The 19,214-nt window shown below is 70.3% G+C and carries 14 protein-coding genes and 1 pseudogene; 8 read left to right on the top strand and 7 right to left on the bottom strand.

Features of this window, described 5'->3' with window-relative positions; translation table 11 throughout:
* Positions 1 to 3: 3 nt before the first annotated feature.
* Together M8I34_RS21495 and sigK are read right to left on the bottom strand one after the other, a co-directional pair.
* Positions 4 to 279, bottom strand: coding sequence for a zf-HC2 domain-containing protein (locus tag M8I34_RS21495; RefSeq protein ID WP_250051342.1), 276 nt, complete (start codon positions 277 to 279; stop codon positions 4 to 6).
* Positions 279 to 872 carry an ECF RNA polymerase sigma factor SigK gene (gene sigK, locus M8I34_RS21490; RefSeq protein WP_250051340.1) on the bottom strand — a complete coding sequence of 198 codons (594 nt, stop codon included), beginning with the start codon at positions 870 to 872 and terminating at the stop codon, positions 279 to 281. The genes M8I34_RS21495 and sigK overlap by 1 nt, the downstream gene beginning before the upstream one ends.
* 514 nt (positions 873 to 1,386) lie before the next feature.
* On the opposite strand from sigK, the gene M8I34_RS21485 reads away from it, so the two are divergent.
* From M8I34_RS21485 to M8I34_RS21465, 6 genes and pseudogenes are all read left to right on the top strand, one after another.
* A complete protein-coding gene (locus M8I34_RS21485) occupies positions 1,387 to 3,930 on the top strand; it encodes a Pls/PosA family non-ribosomal peptide synthetase (RefSeq protein ID WP_374210958.1) in 2,544 nt (847 codons plus the stop codon).
* A 2-nt stretch (positions 3,931 to 3,932) separates the two neighbouring features.
* Positions 3,933 to 6,761 (top strand): annotated as a pseudogene (locus M8I34_RS21480) (amino acid adenylation domain-containing protein); the annotation flags it as partial.
* A 282-nt stretch (positions 6,762 to 7,043) separates the two neighbouring features.
* Entirely contained in the window at positions 7,044 to 8,048 is a 1,005-nt protein-coding gene (locus tag M8I34_RS41670) for a TauD/TfdA family dioxygenase (protein ID WP_308372521.1), read from the top strand.
* Complete coding sequence (gene sbnB / locus M8I34_RS21475) at positions 8,045 to 9,115, top strand: 2,3-diaminopropionate biosynthesis protein SbnB (protein WP_250051329.1); 1,071 nt, start codon at positions 8,045 to 8,047, stop codon at positions 9,113 to 9,115. The genes M8I34_RS41670 and sbnB overlap by 4 nt, the downstream gene beginning before the upstream one ends.
* 221 nt (positions 9,116 to 9,336) lie before the next feature.
* Positions 9,337 to 10,398 carry a 2,3-diaminopropionate biosynthesis protein SbnA gene (gene sbnA / locus M8I34_RS21470; RefSeq protein WP_250051327.1) on the top strand — a complete coding sequence of 354 codons (1,062 nt, stop codon included), beginning with the start codon at positions 9,337 to 9,339 and terminating at the stop codon, positions 10,396 to 10,398.
* A 116-nt stretch (positions 10,399 to 10,514) separates the two neighbouring features.
* Positions 10,515 to 11,699, top strand: coding sequence for a zinc-dependent alcohol dehydrogenase (locus M8I34_RS21465; RefSeq protein WP_250051326.1), 1,185 nt, complete (start codon positions 10,515 to 10,517; stop codon positions 11,697 to 11,699).
* Between the two features lie 46 nt (positions 11,700 to 11,745).
* Here the strand turns inward: M8I34_RS21465 and M8I34_RS21460 are convergent, their stop codons facing one another.
* Entirely contained in the window at positions 11,746 to 12,132 is a 387-nt protein-coding gene (locus tag M8I34_RS21460; protein ID WP_250051324.1) for a metalloregulator ArsR/SmtB family transcription factor, read from the bottom strand.
* A gap of 94 nt (positions 12,133 to 12,226) precedes the next feature.
* Here M8I34_RS21460 and M8I34_RS21455 point away from each other — a divergent pair, with 94 nt between their 5' ends.
* Both M8I34_RS21455 and M8I34_RS21450 read left to right on the top strand, forming a co-directional pair.
* Entirely contained in the window at positions 12,227 to 14,203 is a 1,977-nt protein-coding gene (locus tag M8I34_RS21455; RefSeq protein WP_250051323.1) for a heavy metal translocating P-type ATPase, read from the top strand.
* 169 nt (positions 14,204 to 14,372) lie between these two features.
* Entirely contained in the window at positions 14,373 to 14,825 is a 453-nt protein-coding gene (locus tag M8I34_RS21450) for a lamin tail domain-containing protein (protein ID WP_250051321.1), read from the top strand.
* 87 nt (positions 14,826 to 14,912) lie between these two features.
* Here M8I34_RS21450 and M8I34_RS21445 read toward each other — a convergent pair whose 3' ends face one another.
* The 4 genes from M8I34_RS21445 to M8I34_RS21430 all read right to left on the bottom strand — a co-directional run bounded on the left by M8I34_RS21445 (position 14,913) and on the right by M8I34_RS21430 (position 19,187).
* Positions 14,913 to 15,398: a peroxiredoxin gene (locus M8I34_RS21445; RefSeq protein ID WP_250051319.1), complete on the bottom strand. Its 486-nt coding sequence runs from the start codon at positions 15,396 to 15,398 to the stop codon at positions 14,913 to 14,915.
* An 80-nt stretch (positions 15,399 to 15,478) separates the two neighbouring features.
* Positions 15,479 to 17,422 carry a YhgE/Pip family protein gene (locus tag M8I34_RS21440; protein WP_250051317.1) on the bottom strand — a complete coding sequence of 648 codons (1,944 nt, stop codon included), beginning with the start codon at positions 17,420 to 17,422 and terminating at the stop codon, positions 15,479 to 15,481.
* Positions 17,419 to 18,114: an ATP-binding cassette domain-containing protein gene (locus M8I34_RS21435; RefSeq protein ID WP_250051315.1), complete on the bottom strand. Its 696-nt coding sequence runs from the start codon at positions 18,112 to 18,114 to the stop codon at positions 17,419 to 17,421. The genes M8I34_RS21440 and M8I34_RS21435 overlap by 4 nt, the downstream gene beginning before the upstream one ends.
* Before the next feature lie 113 nt (positions 18,115 to 18,227).
* Complete coding sequence (locus M8I34_RS21430) at positions 18,228 to 19,187, bottom strand: Lrp/AsnC family transcriptional regulator (protein WP_250051313.1); 960 nt, start codon at positions 19,185 to 19,187, stop codon at positions 18,228 to 18,230.
* Positions 19,188 to 19,214 lie beyond the last annotated feature (27 nt).

Raw genomic sequence — 19,214 nt, 5'->3', positions numbered from 1 at the left:
CGCCTACTTGAGCGCCTGTCCCAGTGCGGGCACCTCGTCCCTCAGGTGTTCCTGGTCGGTGGTCGCCATCCGGTCGAGCACCCGCCGGCGCAGCGCGGCGGGCGGGGTGACCGCTTCCGCTTCGGCCAGACACGCGACGGTGTCCTCCAGGGCGGCGACCTCCCGGGCGCAGCCGTCACAGCCGGCCAGGTGGTCTTCGAAGGCGGCCTCCTCCGCGGGCGGAAGGGCGTGCAGGACATAGGCGCCGACGGCCGGGCACGGCTCCTCGGTGGCGGTCATCAGCCGCTCCCCAGGCAGGCGCGCAGTTTCTGGAGTCCGGTGCGCATCCGCGTCTTCACCGTGCCCGGGGGTGTGGACAGGGCTTCGGCGACCTCCGCGTAGGTCAGCCCCTGGTAGTAGGCCAGCACCAGCGGCAGACGCTGCACTTTCCCGAGGCCGGCCAGGCAGCGGTACACCCGAGCCCGTTGCTCCCGCTCCTCGACGGCCTCCACCACTTCGTCGAACGGGGTCTGGTGGTGCAGTTGCGCGGCTCTCCGTTCACGGTCCGTACTGGCCTGCACGGACCGCACCCGTTCCACCGCTCGCCGGTGGGCCAGCGTGAGGACCCACGACTTCGCGGCGCCGCGCTCCGGACGGAACCGGGCGGCTGTCCGCCACACTTCGATCATCACGTCCTGCGTCACCTCCTCCGCCTGCGCCTCGTCGCGCAGGATCCGGCTGGCCATGCCCATCACGGGCACCACGAGCGCGTCGTACACGCCGGCGAACGACGTCTGGTCACCCTGGGCAACCCGCACGAGCAGACCGTCCACACGACGGTCAGCGGCGGACCGCTCCGGCGGCCGGTGCCCCTCCGTTGCCCTGTGCGACATGCGCCTCACAATGCGTCGAACCGTCCCATCCTGAATGTGGTGAAGACCGTGGCTCCGGGAAGGCGTGCGCCGGAATGCGTTGCCACGCGTCGGCCGTGCTCTCTCACACTGACGCCCCCTCACGGAGCGCGCAGCCGGTCGGGGCCCGTACGGCTGAGCCGGCCGCCCTCCGGGGCGCGGGAGCCTCGCCGGGCACTCGGAACGGCGGCACGACGCAGACGACGCAGCCACCTGCGGGCCGGGCATCCGGCGACTCGCGCCCAGCGGGCCGATCCCTGAGCGGTCGGCCGCGAGCCGGGGCTCTCCACCCGGTGCGACAGGTTCAGCGGCCCGTCCAGCCCTCGAACCAGAATCCCGATATATGAGAAAAAACCCCTCTTTACCAATCCATATACGCGCGAGCATCGAATACACCGTAGGACGCGCCCGTGCGGCGCGAATCGAGCAGCTAGGGGACAGGGGTGATTGCCGGAGCGGGATACGACGGTGGCCGGAACTTCTCCAGGGAGCTCGCATGATCGGAAAGCCGGTCAACGAATTGACCTCAGACCCAGCGGAGTCCTCAACCGATCGGGGCGTTGTCGATGCCCCCAGCACCGGTCTCGCGGAGGTCCTCGCCGCAACTCTGGCGGAGGTCATGGGTGCGGGGCAGGTGTCGGCCGACCGTCACTTCTTCGACGACCTGGGCGCCGACTCGTTGGTGATGGCGCATTTCTGTGCGCGGGTCAGGAAGTGTGCGGACCTGCCGTCGGTCTCGATGAAGGACGTCTACCGGAATCCGACGATCAATGCCCTGGCGGCGGCTGTGGCGGCCCCCGCGCCCTCTCCCCCGGTCGAGGCACCGGCCCCTCCCCCGGGTCCGGCCGTCGCTCCGGCTCCGGCTCCCGCCAGCACGCCCGAGTACGTCCTGTGCGGAGCGCTCCAGCTCCTGACGTTCCTCGGCTATGCGTATCTCATCGCGGTCATCGGCACCTGGGGCTACACGTGGATCGCCGCCGGGCCGGGCACCTTCGACGTATATCTGCGGTCGGTCCTGTTCGGCGCTGTCGGACTCCTGGTGCTGTGTGCCGTGCCGATCCTGGTGAAGTGGGTCCTGATCGGCCGGTGGAAGCCCCAGCAGATCCGTGTCTGGAGCCTCTCGTACGTCCGCTTCTGGGTCGTCAGGACGCTGACCCGTTCGGACCCGCTGGTCCTGTTCGTCGGGTCGCCGCTCTACACGCTCTATCTCAGGGCCCTGGGCGCGAAGATCGGGCGAGACGTCGCGGTCTTCTCACGCAATCTGCCGGTGTGCACCGACCTGCTCACCGTTGGCGACGGCACCGTCATCCGCAAGGACTCGTTCTTCAGCTGCTACCGGGCCCATGCCGGCCTGATTCAGACCGGCGCGGTGGTGCTCGGGAAGGACGTGGTCATCAGCGAGGCCACCGTGCTCGACATCGGGACTTCGCTGGGCGACGGGGCTCAGCTCGGCCATGCCTCGTCCCTGCACAGCGGGCAGGCGGTGCCGGACGGTGAGCACTGGCACGGGTCACCGGCACAGCGGGCCGATGTCGACTACCGGGCTGTGGGTCCGGCCGGTTGCGGCGCCTGGAGAAGGACGGCCCACAGCGCCTTGCAGCTGCTGGCCGTGCTGCTCGTGTACGTGCCCCTGGCGGTCGGCGGCGTGGGCATTCTGCTGGCCGAGGCGCCGCAGCTCACCGCGGTCCTGGAACCGGGCCCCACAGCCCTCACGGACTGGATGTTCTATGTGCGCGCCGTGGCGGCGTCGTTGCTCTTCTTCGCTGCCGTGCCCTTCGGCCTCCTCTTCCAGGCCACCGTCCCCCGTCTGCTCAGCCGGACCATCACTCCGGGCAAGGTCTATCCGCTGTACGGCTTCCACTACGGGGTGCACCGGATCATCGCCCTCACGACCAACCGGAAGTTCCTGACGCGCCTGTTCGGAGACAGCTCCGGCATCGTGCACTACCTGCGGCGCTGCCTCGGGTACGACCTCTCCCGGGTCGAACAGACCGGGTCGAACTTCGGCACGGAACTCAAGCACGAGACCCCGTACCTGAGTTCCGTCGGGACCGGGACCATGGTCGCCGACGGTCTGTCGATCGTGAACGCCGACTTCTCGAACACGTCCTTCCGGGTGTCCCGGGCCTCGATCGGCCCGCGCAACTACCTGGGGAACAGGATCACTTACCCCTCACGGGGGAGGACGGGCGACAACTGCCTGCTCGCGACCAAGGTCATGGTCCCTGTCGACGGCAAGATGCGGGAGGGTGTCGGGCTCCTCGGCTCCCCCAGCTTCGAGATTCCGCGCTCGGTCCAGCGGGACAGCACATTCGACGAGCTGAAGAGCGGCGACCAGCTGGGCCGCCGTCTCACCGCCAAGAACCGGCACAACGCCGCCACCATGGCGCTCTATCTGCTGGTGCGGTGGCTCTATTTCCTGTGGGTCACCCTGCTCGTGGCGGTCGCCGCCGAGCTCTACGACACCCTCGGCGCCTGGGCGATCGCGCTGGGCAATGTCCTGGTCGTGCTGTCCGCCGCCGTGTTCTTCGTGCTGGTCGACCGGGCCGTGACGGCGCTCCATCCGCTGACCCCGCTGTTCTGCTCGATCTACGACCTGCGCTTCTGGCGGCGGGAACGCTTCTGGAAGGTGCCCTCGGAGTCGTACCTGCTGATCTTCAACGGCACCCCCTTCAAGAACGTGATCTGGCGCCTGCTGGGGGTCCGGATCGGCAGGAAGGTCTTCGACGACGGCTGCTACCTGACCGAGCGGTCGCTGGTCACCATCGGCGACGGCTGCACTCTCAACACGGGAAGCGTCGTCCAGTGCCACTCGCAGGAGGACGGCACCTTCAAGTCCGACCGCAGCACGATCGCCTCGGGCTGCACGCTCGGCGTCGGCGCCTTCGTCCATTACGGCGTGGCGATGGGTGACGGCGCGGTTCTCGCGCCCGACTCCTTCCTCATGAAGGGCGAGGTCGTCCCGCCACACGCGCAATGGGGCGGAAATCCGGCCCGGGAGACCGGTGGCCGGGACGCCGGCGAGGCTGGAGGTAGGTGACGATGAGAGCATCCACGGAAGCCGACGCCGCGTACGGGCGCGGCGCAGTGACCGACGGCGCGTTCACCAGGATCCCCCGGTGGACCCACGCCCCGGTACCGGGCACCGCCGAGCACGGGACGGTCCTGCCGGCTCCCCTTCTGGCGACGCTGCGTCAGCTGGCGGACCGGCTGGAGGTGCCGCTGAGTTCGGTGCTGCTGGCCGCGCACGCCAAAGTGCTCGCCGCGCTGTCCGGCGACCACGAGGTCACGACCGGCTGCCTCGCCGCGCCGGGCGGCACGCCGCTGCCCTGCCGTCTGACCACCGCGTCCGGCTCGTGGCGGGCCCTCGTACTGGAGGCTCACCGGGCAGCGGCAGAGCTGCCGGTGCGCCAGGAACCGGTCGGCGGGCCCGGACCGGAGCCGGGTCGGGCCGAGGAGTCCCCCGAGACCGTTTTCGACCTCCTCGGTGAGGGCGGCGGTCCGGTGGGCGACACGGTGCTGTGGGTGGACGTCTCCCGCGACGGCGGTCAAGGTGTGCTGCGCCTGCGGTACCGGACTGACGTGCTCGACGAGGACTGTGCGGCCAGGGTCGGCGGCTACTACCGCACGGCGCTCACACTGATCGCCGCCGATCCGGATGCCGAGCACCGGCGGCAGTCCCTGCTGTCCGCGGAGGAACTCCGTCTCCAGCTCGAAGGGCTGGCCGGACCGAGCCGGGAGCTGCCGGACCGCCGGTTCCACGAAGTGTTCGAGGAGCGGGTGCGGGCGCACCCGGATGCCGTTGCCGCCGTGCACGGGGACCGGCAGTGGACCTACCGGGAACTCAACGTCCATGCCAACCGGTTGGCGCACGCCCTGCTGGCGGGCGGGCTGCGCCGCGAAGGCGTCGTCGCGGTGGTCACCGAGCGCAATCTGGGGTGGATGGCCGCGGTCATCGCGGTCTTCAAGGCCGGCGGTGTGTACCTGCCCATCGAGCCGCACTTTCCGCCCGACCGCATCGCCGTCATGCTCGCGCGCGCCGAGTGCCGGCATGTGCTGACCGAACCCGGCAGCGCCGCCGGCCTCGACCAGGCCCTCGCGTCGGTGCCCGGGGTCAGCGCCCTCTTCCTCGACGCCGTGTGGGAAGCGGACCACCCCGACAGCGATCCCGGTGTCCGCGTCGACCCGGACCAGCTCGCCTATATCTACTTCACCTCCGGCTCCACCGGCGAGCCCAAGGGCGCGATGTGCGAGCACCTGGGCATGCTCAACCATCTCTACGCCAAGATCGACGACTTGGCGGTCGACGAGGGGCAGGTGGTCGCCCAGACCGCACCCCAGTGCTTCGACATCTCCTTGTGGCAGCTGCTCTCCGCGCTGCTGGTGGGCGGTCGGACCGTGCTGGTCGAGCAGGCGGCCGTGCTGGACGTCCGGCGCTTCCTGGACACGGTGACCGACGGACGCGTCACGGTGCTCCAGGTGGTCCCCTCCTACCTCGATGTCGTGCTGTCCTACCTCGAGCACCGGCCCCGCGAACTGCCGGACCTGCGGTGCGTGTCGGTCACCGGCGAGGCGCTGAAGAAGGAGCTGGTGCACCGCTGGTTCACGACCCGGCCCGGGATCAGGCTGGTCAACGCCTACGGTCTGACCGAGACCTCGGACGACACCAACCACGAGGTCATGGACGGGGTACCGGACACCGAGCGAGTTCCGGTCGGACGCCCCGTCAACAATGTGCACGTCTACGTCGTGGACGAACACCTGGCACCGGTACCGCTCGGCGCGCCCGGGGCGATCGTCTTCTCCGGCGTCTGCGTCGGCCGCGGGTACATCAACGATCCCGAGCGCACCCGGCCGGCCTTCATGCCGGATCCGCACCGTCCCGGGCAGCGGCTCTTCCGGGGAGGCGACCACGGACGCTGGCTTCCGGACGGAAAGCTGGAGTTCCTCGGCCGCAAGGACAGCCAGGTCAAGATCCGTGGCTTCCGCATCGAGATCGGCGAGGTCGAGAACGCGCTGCTCCGCGTGCCGGGAGTCGGTGACGGGGCTGTGGTGGTCACCGGACGGGCGGGACACGGCAAACGGCTGGTGGCCTTCTACTCCGGCCGGCACGCCCGGGAGGCCGATGTCCTCAGGGACAGGCTGGGCGAGCTGCTTCCGGAGTACATGGTCCCTTCCGTCTTCCTCTGGCGGGAGAGTCTTCCGCTGACCGCCAACGGAAAGATCGACAAGAAGGCGCTGGAGGCGCTCGCCGGGGAACTCGACGCCCCGGAACCCGACGCGGCCGGGGACGACGACCACGCACCGCGCACACCGACGGAACGGCGGCTGGCCGCGGCGTGGGCCAAGGTGCTCGGCATCCCGCAGGAACAGATCGGCCGGCAGGACAACTTCTTCGACCGCGGCGGCACTTCACTGTCGGCGGTGGAACTCGCGGTCACCCTGGGGCGGCTGGTCTCCGTCAAGGACCTCACCCGCCACCCGGTGCTCGCCGATCTCGCCGGGCAGGTCGATGGAGGGGCCGAGCCGCGCCCCGGGATGGTGCGCCCCCTGTCGGAAGCAGGTGACGCCCAGGCAGGGTCCCTGGTGTGCTTCCCCTGCGTCAGCGGGAACACGGACGAGTTCCGGACGCTGGCCGAGGCCCTGCAAGGCACCGGACCTGCGCTCTACGCCGTCGCGCTGCCCGCCCCCGGCACGGTCGCGGCGGGTGAGCCCACCGCGCCGATGACGCAGGTGGCCGAGCAGCTCGCCGACGAGATCGTCAGCCTCCGTCTGACCGGGCTCCGGCTGTGGGGCCAGTCCTCGGGCACGGCGCTCGCCGTGGCGACGGCCCAGCGCCTGGAGGAGCGCGGGGTGGACGTCCGGCGCGTGTTCCTCGGCGCGCAGCTGCCCGGCGACAGCGTGGACTGCCCGCCGGCGGTGAAGCTGTCCGCGCCGCTCACCGTGGTCGTCGCCGCCGACGACCCGCATACGGCGGGGTTCGCGCGGCGGTACCTCGACTGGCAACGGCTGGCCGAGCGTGTTGACCTCCACGAGCTGCCGGACGGCGGCCACTTCTTCCTGCAAACCCGTGCGAAAGACGCTGCACAGGCGGTGCTGTGCGATCTCGAACGGCCTGCTTCTTCCCGGGCCGCGACTGAGAGGAGCACCACGATGCTGTCCTCACTCCCGATCTCACTGCCAGAACTGGAACGGGAACCCGGCAGGCCGCCGATGCTGCGGGTCGGGCCCACCGACGGTGCGGCGAACTGGGCGGCCGCGCGGCGGGACGCTCTGCGCGCCGTCGTGGCCGAGCACGGTTCGGTCGTGGTCCGGGGCCTGGGCCTGCGCGACCCGGCGGAGGTCGGCGCCGTTCTTCAGGGCCTGGGCGTCGCCCCGGTGACCGAGCGGGAGGCCTTCGCCCTGCGGCAGACCTACTCCGAAGGCGTGTACTCCTCGTCGAAGTGGCCGCCGACCCAGCCGATGTGCATGCACCACGAGCTGAGTTACACCCTGGAGTTCCCCGGCCTGATGCTGTTCGCGTGCCTGGGCGCCCCCACCGAGGGCGGCGCGACCGCGGTGGCCGACTCGACGGCCGTACTCGACGCGTTGCCCGCGGCCCTGACGGAGCGGTTCGAGCGGGAGGGGTGGCTGCTCACCCGCAGCTACAACGAGGAGATCGGGGCGTCGTTGGAGCAGGCGTTCGGTACCGAGGACCGGGGTGCCATCGAGCAGTACTGCCGCGCCCACGCCATCGAGTGCGCCTGGCAGCCCGATGGCGCACTGCGCACCGGACAACGCCGCAGTGCCGTGGTGCGCCACCCCGTCAGCGGCCGGCGCTGCTGGTTCAACCAGATCGCGTTCCTCAACGAGTGGACGATGGCTCCCGAAGTACGGGAGTACCTGATCGACGAATACGGTCCCGACGGGCTGCCGTTCAACACCCGCTACGGCAACGGCGACCCCGTCACGGAGGACGTCGTGCAGCTGCTCAACGAGGTGTACGAGGCCCATACCGCCCGTCGGCCGTGGGAGGCCGGTGACCTTCTGCTCATCGACAACGTCCGTACCGCGCACAGCAGGGAGCCCTTCGAAGGACCGAGGGACGTGGTCGTGGCGCTGGCCGATCCGGTGCGCCTGGCCGACTGCTCGCCGACCGTGGAGGTGACCCTCCCATGACCACCGTCCGCCCCACCCTCACGCATCCCACACCCCCCGAGCCGCGCCCCGTGCCGTCCTTCGCGGTGATCTCAGGAGCCCAGGTGCAAAAGGCTCTGGAGGGACGCGAGAAGCAGATCGTGGAAGTGGTCGAGGACACCTACCGGCTGCACGGCGCAGGCGAGTCGGTGAACCCGCCCTCCTCGTTCCTGCGCTTCCCCGACCGCCCGTCCTCCCGGATCATCGCGCTGCCCGCCTCGATCGGCGGACAGACACGGGTGGACGGACTGAAGTGGATCTCCAGCTTCCCGCCGAACGTGGCAGCCGGGATCCCCAGGGCCTCGGCCGTGCTGATCCTCAACAACTACGACACCGGCTACCCGTTCGCCTGCCTGGAGAGCTCGATCATCAGCGCCACCAGGACCGCCGCGTCGGCGGCGTCGGCAGCCGACTGGCTCAGCCGCGGGCGCCTGCGTCCGACCCGGGTCGGATTCTTCGGAGCGGGCCTGATCGCCCGCTACATCCACACCTTCCTGGAAGGGACGGGCTGGTCGTTCGAGGAGATCGGGGTGCACGACCTGTCCGCCGAGAGCGCGGCCGGCTTCCGCCTCTACCTGGAGCAGCGCGGCACCACCGGTCGGGTCACCGTGCACGACAGCGCCGAGGACCTGATCCGCGCCAGCGACCTGGTGGTCTTCGCCACCGTGGCCCCTCAGCCACATGTCGACGAAATCTCCTGGTTCGCTCACCACCCGGTGGTGGTACATGTGTCGCTGCGCGACCTCGCCCCGCGGATCCTGCTGGCGTCGACCAACATCGTCGACGACATCGAGCACTGTCTGAGGGCCTCCACCTCCCCGCATCTGACCGAGCAACTGACCGGCAACCGGAACTTCCTGCACGGCACGCTGGACGACGTGATGGCCGGCCGTGTGACGGTGCCGGCGGACCGTCCCGCCGTCTTCTCGCCGTTCGGCCTCGGAGTGCTCGACCTCGCGGTCGGCAAGTACGTCTACGACGAGGTCGTCCGGTCCGGGGAACTCCAGATCGTCGACGACTTCTTCCACGAACTGCGCCGCTACGGATGAGCGGCCCGGACCTCGGCCCACCACGGCAAGGAGGCTCATGCCGAACCCTCGCCCGGAACCATCAGCAACCACATCGCCGCAGACCAGCGCACTACACCGCGGCTCTGTCACGGCGCCCCGTCCGGCCCGGTCGACCACACGGTCCCGCCCGGAAGAGCGAAGCCCGCCGCCCCGTGCGGACGGACTGTTGAAGGCGCTCTGCCGCAGATGAGGAGACCATCGTGCCAGTCATATCCGTGCCTTACGCGTTCAACGAGGAAGAGCTCTACGTCGACCTCCGGCCGATCTTCGGGCACTCGCTGTTCCTCAAGTGTGAGGGCTTCAACTTCGCCGGCTCGATCAAGCTGAAGGCCGCGACCGCGATGGTGGAGTCCGCCGAACGGGACGGAGACCTCAGGCCGGACTCGGTCCTGGTCGAGTCCTCGTCCGGAAACCTCGGCGTGGCGCTGAGCATGATCGCAGCGAGCAAGGGATACCGGTTCCTGTGCGTGACGGACTCCCGCTGCAACCTGGCGACCAGGCTGATGATGGAGGCTCTGGGCAGCCAGGTGCACGTGGTCGCCGACGAGGAGTCCAAAGGCGGCTTCCTCGGCGCACGGCTCGCCTACATCCGCAGTCTGTGTGCCTCCGACGACCGGTGTGTATGGCTCAGCCAGTACACCAATCCGAGCAACTGGAAGGCGCACTACCGCACCACGGCACCGGCCATCGCCCGCTCCTTCCCGCAGCTGGACCTGCTGTTCGTCGGAGCCGGCACGGCCGGCACCCTGATGGGCTGTGCCCGCTACTTCCGGAATTGGCACCGGCCGGTGCAGATCATCGCCGTGGACAGTGTCGGGTCGGTGGCCTTCGGCGGTAACCCGGGGCGCAGGATGATCCCCGGCCTGGGCATGAGCGTCCGTCCGCCGCTGCTCGACGAGTCGTATGTGGACGAGGTCGTACGGGTGGCCGAGGCGGACACCATCCGCACCTGCCGTCGACTGGCCAGACGCGGCTTCGTGTTCGGCGGATCGACCGGCACGGTGGTCAGCGGCGCGACGGACTGGCTGGCCCGGCACGACACCCGAGGGCTCACGGCGGTGGCCCTCGCCCCGGACCTCGGCGAGCGCTACCTCGACACCGTCTACCAGGACAACTGGGTGCAGGACCTGTACGGCGAGGACGTGCTGCGTTCCGAGTTTCCGAGCGCCACCGACATCGACGCGATCGGCCTCATGCCACCGTTGTGGTCATCGGAGCCGCAGTCGCAGCCGCGCGAACGGCGCCGGCGCCACGACGCCTGAGGTCCGGCCGCCACGGGCCCGCCCTGCGGTGGAGCGCCGACCGTCGCATGGTGGAAAGCGGGCCAGCCGGCATCCACATGGCCGGTGGACAGGAGACTTACTCACAAGGAGTGATGATGAGAGCCCTGACCTGGCATGGAAAACGCGACGTCCGGGTGGACACCGTTCCCGACCCGAAGATCAAGGACCCGACGGACATCATCGTGCGGATCACCTCCACCGGGATCTGCGGCTCCGACCTGCACTTGTACGAGGTGCTCGGGCCGTACCTGGATGAGGGTGACATCCTCGGGCACGAGCCGATGGGAATCGTCGAGGAGGTCGGCCCCGAGGTCACAGAGGTCTCGGTGGGCGACCGTGTCGTCGTCCCGTTCAATGTCTCCTGCGGCACCTGCTGGATGTGCGGGCAGGGGCTCCATTCGCAGTGCGAAACCACGCAGGTCAAGGACCGTGGGATGGGCGCCGCGCTCTTCGGGTTCTCCAAGCTCTACGGCCAGGTCCCCGGCGGTCAGGCCGAGTTGCTGCGGGTCCCCTTCGGCAACACCCTGCCCGTGAAGGTGCCGCACGGGCCGCCGGACCAGCGGTTCGTCTACCTCTCCGACGTCCTGCCCACCGCCTGGCAGTCCGTCGCCTATGCCGGTATCCCACCCGGCGGATCCGTCACCGTTCTCGGTCTCGGCCCCATCGGCGACATGGCCGCCCGTATCGCCCTCCACCAGGGCGCGAGCAAGGTCATCGGCGTCGACCTCGTACCCGAACGTCTCGCCCGGGCCCGCAGCCGGGGCGTGCACGCTCTCGACCTGAACGAGTACGACAACAACGTGGGCGAGGAGATCCGCCGTCTCACGGCGGGGCGTGGCACCGACTCCGTCATCGAAGCGGTCGGCATGGAAGCGCACGGCGCTCCGCTGGCCAGAACCGCCCAGCGGTTCGCCGGCCTGCTGCCCGACGCGATCGGGGAGAAGGTGCTGAGCCGGGCCGGTGTGGACAGCATGGCGGCCTTCAACACGGCCGTCGATGCGGTCCGACGGGGCGGCACGATCTCGCTCATCGGCGTCTACGGCGGCTCCGTCGACCCCGTGCCGATGCTCACCCTGTTCGACAAACAGGTCCAGCTGCGCATGGGCCAGGCCAACGTCAAGCACTGGGTGGACGACATCATGCCCCTCCTCGACGACGAGGACGTCCTCGGAGTGCAGGACTTCGCCACCCACACACTGCCGCTCGAAGAAGGGCCCCAGGCCTACCAGACCTTCCAGGCCAAGGAAGACGGCATGATCAAGACTGTGCTGACACCTTGAACCGTCCACCGGGCGTGACGCCTTGACCTGTTCACCGGGCGTCAGGTCACTCGGCGACGGCCGGCTCCTGGGCCGCGACCCGGGTGTCGCGGACTCCGAGGCGCAGATGCTCAACGTGATAGAGGGCCTGGTCGAGGAGTTCGGCGACGTGGTTGTCGTAGAGCGCGTAGACGATCGAGCGACCGTGCCGCTCACCGGTGACCAGGCCGAGGTTGCGCAGCAGGCGCAACTGGTGGGAACAGGCGGAGGGTTCCATGTCGACGGCGGCCGCGAGGTCGCTGACGGAGCAGGGGCCTTCCTGTAGCCGGGCGAGGATGTGCAGCCGGGACGGAGTGGCGAGGGCCTGGAGGGTGGCGGCGACGTCGGCGGTGCCGACCGCGTCGAGGCGCTCGCGGGTGGTGGCGCTGCTGGTGGTGTCGACTCCGTGGCCCATGCGGACATCATACCGATGACACATGAAGACCTATTCAGGTGTTCCTGTATGGTGGTGCCGTCGCCCCAGTCCGCCCGTGAAGGGTTGCTTTGTCATGCCTTCTGTCCTGGATCAGCGGCCCGCGCCGCCCTCTGCCGCACCTCGCCCGGCACCGTCGCGGCGCCGCACACGCGTCCTGGCACTGCCGGAAGCCCGATGGGCGCTGGCCGCGCTGCTGCTGTTCCTGCTCGCCCTCCCGCTGGACCTGCTGGGCACCTCGTGGTGGTTGTGGGGTCCGCTGTACGCCGCCGTCTACCTCACAGGCGGATGGGAGCCGGGGTGGGAGGGCCTGAAGGCCCTCAAGGACAAGACCTTGGACGTCGATCTGCTGATGGTCGTCGCCGCACTCGGCGCCGCCGCCATCGGCCAGTTCCTCGACGGCGCCCTGCTGATCGTCATCTTCGCCACCTCCGGCGCCCTGGAGGCGGTCGCCACCGCTCGCACCGCGGACTCGGTCCGCGGTCTGCTCGACCTCGCTCCGGCCACCGCGACCCGGCTGCTGCCCGGCGGCGGCGAGGAGAGCGTCCCGACGGACTCCCTTGCGGTGGGCGACACGGTCCTCGTCCGGCCCGGCGAGCGCATCGGGGCCGACGGCCAGGTCCTGCGCGGGGCGAGCGAGGTCGACCAGGCCGGCATCAGCGGCGAGCCGCTGCCGGTGGCCAAGCGGCCCGGTGACGAGGTGTTCGCGGGCACCGTCAACGGCGCCGGCGCCCTGCACGTACGGGTGGAGCGCGACCCGTCGGACTCGGTGATCGCCCGGATCGTGACCATGGTCGAGGAAGCCTCCGAAACCAAGGCACCCACGCAGCTGTTCATCGAGAAGATCGAGCAGCGCTACTCGATCGGCATGGTGGCCGCGACCCTCGCCGCCTTCGCCGTGCCGCTCGCGTTCGGCTCCGCGTTGCAGCCCGCTCTGCTGCGCGCGATGACCTTCATGATCGTCGCTTCGCCCTGTGCCGTGGTGCTGTCCACGATGCCCCCGCTCCTCTCGGCCATGGCGAACGCCGGCCGCCACGGCGTCCTCACCAAGTCCGCCGTCGTCATGGAACGTCTGGGCCGGATCGACGCCGTCGCCCTGGACAAGACGGGCACCCTCACCGAAGGCACCCCCCGGGTCACCGGCATCCGCCCGCTCCCCGGCTCCAGCCTCGGCGAGGACCGCCTGCTGGCCCTCGCCGCGGCGGCCGAGCATCCCAGCGAGCACCCGCTCGCCCGCGCCGTCGTCGACGCGGCACGCGAACGTGGCCTGCCCCTCGCCGACGCCGCCGATTTCGGCTCCATCCCCGGGGAGGGCGTCACCGCCACCATCGACGGACACACCGTCCAGGTGGGATCACCGGCCCGGCTCCCGTTCGCCGGCACCGACCCCGTCCGCACCGTGGTGCAGGCATGGGAGGACGAGGGCCGTACCGCGGTTCTCGTCCTGCATGACGGCGCCCCCGCCGGGGTGTTGGGCATCGCCGACCGCCTGCGACCGGACGCCGCAGCCACCGTGGCCGCGCTCAAGAAGCTCACCGGCCGTTCGCCGGCATTGCTGACCGGTGACAACGAGCGCGCCGCCGCGCATCTGGCCGCCGAGGTCGGTATCACCGAGTTCCGCGCCGGGCTGCTCCCTCAGGACAAGGTGTCCGCGGTCAAGGACTGGGAGGCGCAGGGCCGCAAGGTGCTGGTCGTGGGCGACGGGGTCAACGATGCCCCGGCCCTGGCCACGGCCCACACCGGCATCGCCATGGGCAGAGCCGGATCCGACCTTGCTCTGGAGACCGCCGACGCGGTGGTCGTCCGTGACGAACTCGCCACCATCCCCACCGTGGTGGCTCTCTCGCGCCGGGCCCGTCGCCTGGTGGTGCAGAACCTCGTCATCGCCGGCATCTTCATCACCGGCCTGGCGGTCTGGGACCTTCTCGCCACTCTGCCGCTGCCCCTCGGCGTCGCCGGGCACGAGGGTTCCACCGTCATCGTCGGCCTCAACGGTCTGCGCCTGCTCCGCGATGCCGCCTGGGTCAACTCCGCCGCGGAGGGCAGCGCCTGAGCAGGCACCTGAACAAGCGCCCAGAGGTTGTTGAACTTTGAGCGATACCGTTGTGTCTTGATATGTCGCGACTGGGTAACGTCGATGCCCTTTCCGGTACTGAGTCCGTAATCTGAGCGCCTGCCGGGCCCGAAGTGGGGGGTGCCCGGCCTGACACAGAAGGACTCTCATGCTCCGTCTTCGTACCCTGGCCGCTGCTGCCCTGTCGGCCGCCTGCGCCGGCGCCGCCTTGCTGCCCGTGCCCGCACAGGCAGCCGGCTCCGTCCACCTCTACAAGATCTACTACGACAGCCCCGGCTCGGACACCCGCTCCGCCACGAGCCTCAACGCCGAGTACGTACAGATCAAGAACTCCACCAGCCGGGCCGTCAGCCTCACCGGTTGGACACTGACCGACGCCTCCCGGCACACGTACACCTTCGGCTCCTACTCGCTCGGAGCCGGCAAGACCGTCACCGTCCACACCGGCAGGGGCACGAACACCGCGGCGCACCGTTACCAGGGCCGCGGCGCCTACGTGTGGAACAACGACCGGGACTCGGCCACGCTGAAGAAGTCGACCGGCGGCACGGTCGACAGCTGCTCCTACAACTCCACGCGAGCCGACTACAAGATGTGCTGAACGTGCCGCACTTGGCGCCCCTGCCCACCGGGCGGGGGCGCCTCGCGTACCGGTCCCACGGCGGACTCACACGGACTCAGGCGAATGTCAGGCGGAGGTCATGCCGGCGAGATGCCGGGTGAGGGTGTCGAGGGACTGGAAGCCGGCACCGAGCAACGCCACGTGCTTCCAGTGCAGGGTGCCGTCGGGTCCGATGAGGAAGACCGCCCTGCGCAGTCCGATTCCGGGGGCGGCGATGCCGAAGGTGCGGGTGACCTGGCGATCGGTGTCGGCGAGCAGGGGCATCCGCAGGTCGTGCTTGCGCGCGAACCGCTCGTGACTGTCCACGTCCTGCGGGCTGATGCCCCAGACTTCCGCGTTCTGGTCCTGGAATTGCTCGAGGCCACTGGAGTAGGAACACAGCTGTTTGGTGCACACGCTGGTGTCGTCGCCCGGATAGAACGCCAGCACCAGCGGGCGGCCCCGTTGCAGGGAGAGGGTGTAGTCACGGCGCTCGAAGCTGTCGCCGGTCAGGACACCACCGGGCAGGGTGAAGTCAGGGGCAGGTGTGCCGAGGTGCGGTGCTGAGGCCATCAGGTGGTCCAATCGAATGCGGAAGCGGCGGGCGGTGACGGGAAGGCGGGGGCAGTACGGTCGTCGGTCGGTACCTGTCCTCACAGGGAAACGTCGGGATGGAGGCGCCCGACGGTCCACACCCGTTGGCGTCGTACGGCGAGTGTGGTCACGGCGAGAAAGCCGGCGGTGAACGCGAAGAGTACGACGAAGTCCCGCAGGAGGTGCTCGGTGAGCCCGCCCGAGACGGTGACGCGCAGTCCGTCGACCAGGTAGGTCATCGGCAGCAGTGGGTTCAGCGCCTGGAAGAAGGCCGGCTCGGTGGGCAGGGGGTAGAGCCCGCCGGAGGCGGTGAGCTGGAGGATGAGCAGGACCAGGGACAGGACGTCGCCCGGCACCCCGAAAAGGGTGCGCAGGCAGTGATCGACGGCGACGAAGGCCGCTGCCGCGGTGACCAGGAGCGCGAGCATCCAGAAGCGGTGGACGGGACTGAGCCCGAGGGCGAGGTCGACGACGCCGTAGAGCACCAGCGCACCCACGGCCCCGAGCACCGCGGCCGGAAGCCATCCCGCGACGGCCGTGGTGAAGGCGCCGACCCGGCCGGCCAGGGCACGCGTGTTGAGCGGGCGCAGCAACAGGTAGGCGAAGAGGCCGAACACCCACAGGGCGATGCCGAAGAAGAACGGGGCCAGACCGCGTCCGTAGACACCGGCCGGATGCAGGTTTCCCCGGTCGATGTGTACGGGCGTGCCCAGTACTTCCGCGGCGTGGGCGACCTGGTCGGGGGTGGTACGGGGGACCTTGTGGAGTCCGTCGTCCACGGTGCGGGAGACGTCCGAGGCACCGTCGTGCGCCTGGTCGGCGGCGGCACGCAGCGCGCCGGAGCCCTTCTCCAAGGTGCCGAGCCCTTCGACGAGGCCGTGCGCACCGTCGGCGGCGCTGTGCGAACCGGTGTCGACGAGACGGAGCGGGGTGTGCAGCGCCAGCACATCGCGCCTGAGCGATCCGACGTCGTGCTGGAGGCGTTCGGCGTCACGGAGGGAGCGCCGGGCGTTGTTCTCGGCGGCAGCGGCCCGGCCGTCGAGGTCGGTGGCGGTCGTGTCCAGGTCGCGGGCGTGGCTCAGGGCCGTTCGGTAGACGGGGTCGTCCCGTAGCTCGGGGTGGGAGTCGGCGAGATCGGTGAGGTCCGTCACGGCACGTGACGTGCCCTTGCGGGTGGTGCTGGTGGCGGTGTGCACCGCGTCCAGGCCGTCGGTGGTCAGCCGGGCGGTGGTCACCAGGGTGGAGAGGGCTCCGGGCAGGCGGTCGGCGGCGGCCCGGTCGAGGCGGCCGGAGAGGTCGTCGATCTGCCCGGTGGCACGGGCGATCTGCCGCGCCCCGGCGGCGACGCCCTCGGCACCGTCGTGCAGGGTGGAGGTCGCCGACGCGACGGTGGAAGTGCCCTGTTGCGCCACGCGGGTGGCGCCCACCAGACGGTGTGCGCCGTCGGACGCGGTGGCCAGCTTGTCGCGCACATCCGACAACTCGCCGTAGACGCTGCGCACATAGGCGGCATGCGTGGCGGAGTTGACCTGGTCCTGAAGCTTGTTCTGCACCACCTCGGTCATGATGCCGGCGACGTAGTTGTTGGCATCGTTGAGTTCGATCCGGATGCCGGCCTGCTGCGGGCGGGTGTCGGCACCCGTGGCGAGCTTGCGGCTGAAGTCGCGTGGAATGTCGATGGTGAAGAGGTAGCGGCCGTGCTCCAGCCCGTCCCGTGCCTCGGCCGGACCGACGAAGTGCCAGTCGAAGGTGCCGGACGCCTTGAGCTGCTGGACCAGCTGGTCGCCGGCGTTCACCCGGCTGCCCTGCCGCGCATGTGCCAGGTGGTCCTGGTTGACGACGGCGACCGGCATGCGGTCCGTCTTGCCGTACGGGTCCCAGTTCGCCCAGAGGTACATGGCGCCGTACAGCAACGGCACCAGGCAGAGCAGGGCGGGGACCAGTCGGCGCATCGGTCCCCGGAAGCGCCGGAGTTCGAGCAGCGCCAGCTTGACGGCTTTCATGTGTCGGTGTCCTTCCGGACAGTGGCCGTCCCGGCCGGGAGGCGGTCCCGGCTGCGTCGGGGCAATAACAGCGCGACCAGGCCGGGGGTGGGCGGGGGCGGCGGATGGAGGCAGCCGGCCAGCACGGTGGGGCCGTGGTCCCTGACCCGTTGCAGGGCCTGCCACACGGGTTCCTGCGCGTCGGGTGGCAGGCCCTCGTCGACGTCGTCGACGACGAGGGCGCCCGGCCGTTCCGCGAGGGCCAGCGCGGTCGCCAGCAGCAGCCGGCCGGCCGGGCCGAGGTCCTCGACCAGGTCTGTCCCTCGTGGGGCGATGTCCAAGGCCGCGAAGGCCTCGCGGATGCCGCGCTCGGTCACGCCAGGGCTGGTCAGGCAGCGTTCGGCCATCACCTCGCGCACCCGCAGCCGCCCTTCGAGATCGACCGCGGGCGCGGCCCGGGCGACGGCGACCATCCTGCGTACCCGCCCACCCGCGGCGGGCAGGACGTGCCCGCCGACCCGGATCGCCCCGCCGGACAGCCGCATCCGCCCGGCGAGCGCCAGCAGAAGCGAGGTACGCCCGGAACCGGCCGGGCCGTGAGCGGCCAGCAGCCCGCCCGCCGGCACATCCAGATCCACCCCCTCGAACACCGGACCTCTCCGGCCGCGCACGCTCGCCCCGCGGGCCACCACGTCAACTCCAGCCGCTGTCATGCAGCAAGTCCTAGCCCGGACCGGTCAACCCACCCCTGCCTCATGCCAGTTGTGACGTGATTCACGCGGGTGGTGGCGTCCGGGCACGGGGCGGAACCGCGGCCTGCCGCCGTTCAGGGGAGGGCCGGGGCCAGGCGTTTGACCTCGCGCAGGGTGGGGGCGGTTTCGATGCTCCGGATGCCCGGCAGCGGACCGATCTGCCGGTCGATGTAGTCGTACAGGTCGGCCGGGGAGCGGAAGACGCCGCTGGCGACGAGGTTGGAGGTGCCGGTGATGGCCGCGGCGAAGGCGATGGCGGGGTGGGTGGCGAGGGTTTCGCCGACGGTGCGCAGATGGGCGGGGGCCACGTTGAGCCAGAGCTGGGTACTCATGTGGTAGCCGAGGAGTTGGGGGTCGAAGTCGACGGAGAGGTGCAGGGCACCTTCGGTGCGCAGGCGGTCGAGGTGGCGCTGGACGCTGGAGGGTGAGCGGCCGGTGGCCTTGCTCAGTTCGGGCAGGGTGACGCGGCCGTGCCGGGCCAGTTCGGTGAACAGGGTGCGGTCGGTGTCGTCCAGTGCCAGCGGGGTGCGGGGGGTGCCGGAATCCACCGCGAGGTCGGCGGGGGTGGCGGGGCGGAAGCGGGTGGCGTGCCAGGTGCTGGTGGCGCCGACGAAGATCCTCATCATGCAGTGGGCGCTGACGGAGAGCACATGCGGGGTGCGGGGGAGCTTTTGCAGCAGCAGGGCGTTGCGTTCGTCGGCCGTACGGGTGTTGACGGCGCAGTAGAGCTCGGTGCCGCCGGAGGCGAGGGTGACCCAGCTGGTGTCGGGGCGGCGCGCCAGGGCTGCCGCGATGGTGCCGGCGGCGTCGGGTGTGCAGTGCAGGCGCAGCAGCCAGCGGACCAGCCCCAGGCGCGCGGGGTCGGGTTGGCCGACGATGCGCAGGCCCAGGCCGCGCAGGCGTTGGTAGCGGCGCGCGACCGTGCGCTCGGAGAGGTCCAGTTGGCGGGCGAGGTGGCTGAAGGGGGCGCGGCCGTCGAGCTGGAAGGCCTCCAGCAGGCGATGGTCGAGGTCGTTCAGAGCGCCGGAATCCACCGCAGTACCCCACTTCCGTGCCGGATC

The organism is Streptomyces sp. MCA2, from assembly GCF_023544705.1.
Taxonomy (GTDB): domain Bacteria; phylum Actinomycetota; class Actinomycetes; order Streptomycetales; family Streptomycetaceae; genus Streptomyces; species Streptomyces decoyicus.
The sequence above is the reverse complement of the archived record's forward strand: the minus strand, read 5'-3'. Positions and strand labels throughout refer to the sequence as shown.

Excerpts from the sequence above, each read along its gene's own strand:
- M8I34_RS21495 (WP_250051342.1), bottom strand. The coding sequence starts at position 279 with ATGACCGCCACCGAGGAGCCGTGCCCGGCCGTCGGCGCCTATGTCCTG.
- M8I34_RS21465 (WP_250051326.1), top strand. The coding sequence starts at position 10,515 with ATGAGAGCCCTGACCTGGCATGGAAAACGCGACGTCCGGGTGGACACC.
- M8I34_RS21460 (WP_250051324.1), bottom strand. The coding sequence starts at position 12,132 with ATGGGCCACGGAGTCGACACCACCAGCAGCGCCACCACCCGCGAGCGC.
- M8I34_RS21450 (WP_250051321.1), top strand. The coding sequence starts at position 14,373 with ATGCTCCGTCTTCGTACCCTGGCCGCTGCTGCCCTGTCGGCCGCCTGC.
- sbnB (WP_250051329.1), top strand. The coding sequence starts at position 8,045 with ATGACCACCGTCCGCCCCACCCTCACGCATCCCACACCCCCCGAGCCG.
- M8I34_RS41670 (WP_308372521.1), top strand. The coding sequence starts at position 7,044 with ATGCTGTCCTCACTCCCGATCTCACTGCCAGAACTGGAACGGGAACCC.
- M8I34_RS21485 (WP_374210958.1), top strand. The coding sequence starts at position 1,387 with ATGATCGGAAAGCCGGTCAACGAATTGACCTCAGACCCAGCGGAGTCC.
- M8I34_RS21435 (WP_250051315.1), bottom strand. The coding sequence starts at position 18,114 with ATGACAGCGGCTGGAGTTGACGTGGTGGCCCGCGGGGCGAGCGTGCGC.
- M8I34_RS21455 (WP_250051323.1), top strand. The coding sequence starts at position 12,227 with ATGCCTTCTGTCCTGGATCAGCGGCCCGCGCCGCCCTCTGCCGCACCT.
- M8I34_RS21440 (WP_250051317.1), bottom strand. The coding sequence starts at position 17,422 with ATGAAAGCCGTCAAGCTGGCGCTGCTCGAACTCCGGCGCTTCCGGGGA.
- sigK (WP_250051340.1), bottom strand. The coding sequence starts at position 872 with ATGTCGCACAGGGCAACGGAGGGGCACCGGCCGCCGGAGCGGTCCGCC.
- M8I34_RS21445 (WP_250051319.1), bottom strand. The coding sequence starts at position 15,398 with ATGGCCTCAGCACCGCACCTCGGCACACCTGCCCCTGACTTCACCCTG.